This window comes from Nocardia sp. NPDC004718 (genome assembly GCF_053601535.1).
The window spans coordinates 1-4,722 of sequence record NZ_JBSGCA010000120.1 but is presented as its reverse complement, the minus strand read 5'-3'; the positions used below and the strand labels follow the sequence as shown (position 1 = coordinate 4,722).

At 68.9% G+C, this 4,722-nt stretch carries 1 protein-coding gene; it reads right to left on the bottom strand.

Going from position 1 to position 4,722, the window contains the following annotated elements; genetic code table 11:
* The coding region (locus ACWEH3_RS35650; RefSeq protein WP_452358496.1) for an amino acid adenylation domain-containing protein at positions 1-4,722 on the bottom strand (4,722 nt) is incomplete at both ends.

Genomic DNA, 4,722 nt, shown 5'->3' with positions numbered 1-4,722 from the left:
GTACGCGCCGCGTACGCCACCATCACATCCCGCACCAACGGACCCATCGACGACGCATCCGCCGCGATGTGATGCACCACCACCGCCAGCACATATTCCTGCGGCGCATCCGCGATCCGCAGCAGCCGCACCCGCACGGGCACTTCGGCGGTCACGTCGAACGGAGTCGCAGCGAGCGTGTACACCTCGCTCGCGACCTCGTCCACGCCGATCGCATGCGCGCCCACATCCAGCGCCACCTGCCCGGCGGCCAGAACCACCTGCACCGGACCATCCGCGGTCTCCGGATACACCGTGCGCAGCACCTCGTGGCGCGCCACCACGTCGTGCAGCGCCGCGCCGAGCGCGGCGACATCCAATTCGCCGGTCAACCGCAATGCGAAGGGCAGATTGTAGGCCGCGGAACCGGCCGCGGCGGCAGCGCCGTCCACGTGGTCGAAGCGGTTGAGGAACCACATCCGCCGCTGCGCCAACGACAACGGCAACCGCTCCGGCCGGGCGATGCTCCCCAGCTCCACACCACGCTCACCGTGCGTGTGCGACTCCAGCGCCGCCGCCAACCCGGCCACCGTCGGAGTCTCGAACAACGCCCGCACCGGCACGCGAGCATCGACCGCCGCACCCAAGCGCGCCACCGCCTGTGTGGCGACCAGCGAATTGCCGCCGAGCGCGAAGAAGTCGTCATCCGCGCCGACTCGGGCCACACCGAGTACCTCGCCGAACACACCCGCCACGATCTCCTCGACCGCCGTCGCGGGCGCACGGAACTCACGCGCGGTGAAGGCGGGTTCGGGAAGCGCCTTACGATCGAGCTTGCCGCTGGGATTCAGCGGCAACGCATCCAGCGCGACGACGGCGGCCGGAACCATGTAGGCGGGCAGCGTTTCCCTGATTGCCGCGAGCAGCTCGTCTTGCTCGATCGAGCACCCCGGCGCGGGGACCGTGTAGGCGACGAGCTGGTCACCCAGCGACGAAGGCGCGACCACGGCCACCGCCTGGCTCACCGAAGGCTGCGCCAGCAGCGCCGTCTCGATCTCGCCCAGCTCGATTCGCTGACCACGGAACTTCACCTGGAAATCGGTCCGGCCGAGATAGTCCAGCCGATGCGGCAGCGCTTCGGTCGGTGCGCGCCAGACCACCAGGTCACCGGTGCGGTACATCCGCTCGCCGTTGCCGAACGGGTTGGCGACGAACCGGTCCGCGGTGAGATCGGGACGCCGTACATATCCGCGGGCCAGCTGATCACCGGCCAGGTACAGCTCACCGGGCACACCCGTCGGCACGGGTTGCAGATGCGCGTCCAGCACATACACCTGGGTGTTCCACTGTGGCACGCCGATCGGCACGGAACGCTCGTCCGCGGCCGTCGCGGGCCAGTAGGTCACCGACACCGCCGCCTCGGTCGGGCCGTAGAGATTGTGCACGGCCGCGTCGGTCACCGCGCGCACCGCGGCGACGGTCTCCGGCGGCAGCGCTTCGCCGATCACGAAGATGTCGCGCAAAGTGGGGCACGACCCGGGAGCGGTGTGCGCGGCGAAGACCGTCAACATGGACGGCACGAAGTCCGTCACCGTCACACCCTGCGCCGCAATGGTTTCCGCGACGTACACCGGATCGCGGTGCCCGTCGTTGGCGGCGACGACCAGCTTCGCCCCCACGCGCAGCGGCAGGAAGTACCCCCACAGCGAGACGTCGAAGGTCGTCGCGGTCTTCTGTAGGTACACGTCGTCGGCGTCCAGCGGATAGGCCGCGAGCATCCAGCTGATCTGGTTCTGGATCGCGAAGTGCGAGACCGCCACGCCTTTGGGCCTGCCGGTCGACCCGGAAGTGAAGATCACGTACGCCGGATGGTGCGGCGACACCGGACGCACCAGTTCTTCCGCGCGAACCGGGCTGTCGTCGAATCGGTTCGGATCCAGCGCGTCCAGCAGCAGGACCGCGGTGCCTTCCGGCACGTCGACCGCGTCGGCGGAGGTCGTGAGCACGCAGACCGGCTGCGCCGTGTCGAGGATGTGCGCGATGCGTTCGGCCGGATGATCCGGATCCAACGGCACATACGCCCCACCCGACGCCACCACCGCATACATCCCCACCACGAGATCCAACGACCGCCGAACCGCCAACCCCACCAACGACTCCGCACCCACACCCTGCGAAATCAACAAACGCGCCAGCCGATTCACCCGCGCATCGAACTCACGATAAGTCAGCTCGGCGCCCTCGTGCACCAAGGCCACCTCGTCCGCGTACGCCTCCGCGGCGCGCCGGTAACCGTCGAGCAGTAACTCGGCGGGCACCGGGTACCCGGTGCTGTTCCACTCGAGCAGGATGCGTTCGCGCTCGGCGGGAGCCAGCAGGTCGATCGCGCCGATCGGCCGATCCGGCTCGGCCGCGACGGCGGTCAGCAACAGATCCAGCCGCCAGGCGAACTCGGCGATCGTCCGCTCGTCGAACAGGTCGGTGGCGTAGGTGAACATCGCCCTGAAACCCGTGGCAGGCCCATGGGCGGCGGGCACCACGGTCAATTGCAGATCGAATTTCGCCGTTGCGCTGTCGAACTCGACCACCCGGGCGGACAGTCCGGGCAGAACTATCTCGGGCATGCTGAGGTTCTGGTAGAACAGCGCCACTTGGAACAGCGGATGATGCGCCTGCGAGCGCACCGGGTCCAGCACCTCGACCAGCCGCTCGAACGGCAACTCGGCATGCGAGAACGCGCCGAGATCCGTTTCCTTCGTCTGTTCGAGCAGCGCACGGAACGACGCGCCGAGATCGATCCGGGTGCGCAGGACCAGCGTGTTGACGAACATGCCGATCAGCGGATCGAGTTCCCGCTCGCCCCGGCCCGCCACGGGCGTGCCGATGGTGATGTCGTCGGTGCCGGTGAGCCGGGCGAGCAGCACCGCCAGGGCGCTGTGCACCACCATGAACTCCGAGGCGCCCGCGCTCTGTGCCAGTTCGGCGAGACCTCGGTGCACGGAGGCGTCCACCACGAAGGTGTACTCCGCGCCCCGGCCGGAGGCGACGGCTGGACGCGGCCGGTCCGCGGGTAGGTCGATCCGGTCCGGGATGCCCGCCAAGGCGTCGCGCCAGTAGGCGATCTGGGCCGCGGCCACCGAATCCGGATCGTCCTCGTCGCCGAGCATCGCGCGTTGCCACAGCGTATAGTCCGCGTACTGCACGGGTAGCGGTTGCCACGACGGGCGGGCCCTGTTTCGCCGGGACAGGAACGCGCTGAGCAGGTCACGTAAAAACGGCGCGACCGAAGCGCCGTCGGCCGCGATGTGGTGCACCACCACAACGACCACGTGGTCACCGGGACCGATCTCGGCCAGTGCGATGCGCAGCGGCACCTCCGCCGCGACGTCGAAGCCGGTCAGCGCGAATCCGCGCAGCCAGTCCGGTAGCTCGTGCTCGGCGACCGGCTTCGGCGCGAGGTCGGGAACGGCCTGTGCGGCGGGCAGCACCACCTGATACCCGGTACCGTCCACCGCCGGATACACCGTCCGCAACGTCTCATGACGCCCGACCACATCCGCCACCGCCGCCTGCAACGCCGCCACATCCAACACACCCGACAACCGCACCGCGAACGGAATATTGTTCGCCGCGGACCCGGTATCGAACTGATTCAAAAACCACATCCGCCGCTGCGCCAACGACAACGGCACCCGCTCCGGACGCTGCAGCGCCACCAACGCCGGACGTGCCGCGCCGGTGTCGAATTCGGCGAGCCGGGCCGCCAGCAGCGCGACCGTCGGCGCTTCGAACACCGTGCGCGCCGGCACCCGCGCGCCGATCGACGCCCCGAGCCGGGCCGCCACCTGCGTCGCGATCAGCGAGTTGCCGCCCAGCTCGAAGAAATCGTCGTCCGCGCCGATCTCGTCGCCCGCGCTGAGCAGGTCGGCGAACACACCCGCCACCAACTGCTCGAGCGCACCCGACGGAGCGCGGAATTCCTTGGTCTGCAACTGCGGAGCGGGCAGGGCCCGACGATCCAGCTTGCCCACCGGGGTCAGCGGGATCTCGTCCAGCACGGTGAGGGAGGTCGGCACCATGTGCACCGGCAGGCTGCGCTCGGCGTGCGCGATCAACTCGTCGACGTCGATCGAGTGTCCGCTCGCCGCATGCACGTAGGAGGCGAGAATCGTCGCGCCGCTGTCCAATTGGTGGCCGACGGTGACCGCGAAATCCACCGTCTCGTGCGCCGCCAGCACCGCATCGATCTCACCGAGCTCGATACGGAAACCGCGAATCTTCACCTGGAAATCGTTGCGACCCAGATACTCCAACTCACCACTCGGCGTCCAACGCACCAGATCACCGGTGCGATAGAGACGAGAGTGGTTCGGGTCGAAGGGGTTCGGGACGAAACGCACGGCGGTGAGGCCGGGGCGCAACTGGTAGCCGCGCGCCAACTGGGGTCCGCCGATGTACAACTCGCCGACCACGCCGATCGGGACCGGCACCAGTCGCTCGTCCAGCACGTACTCGGTGGTCGCCTGGATCGGCGCGCCGATCGTGACCGGCTGCCCCGGCACCAGCGGCGCGCTGATGTTCGTCATGATCGTGGTCTCGGTCGGGCCGTACCCGTTGTAGAACTCGCGATCTCCGTCGGCGAGCGGGCGCACCCAGCGCCGCACCAGCTCCGGCGGGCACGCCTCGCCACCGGCCACCACCACACGCAACTCGTCCAACCCCGCCGGATCCACCGACGCCAGC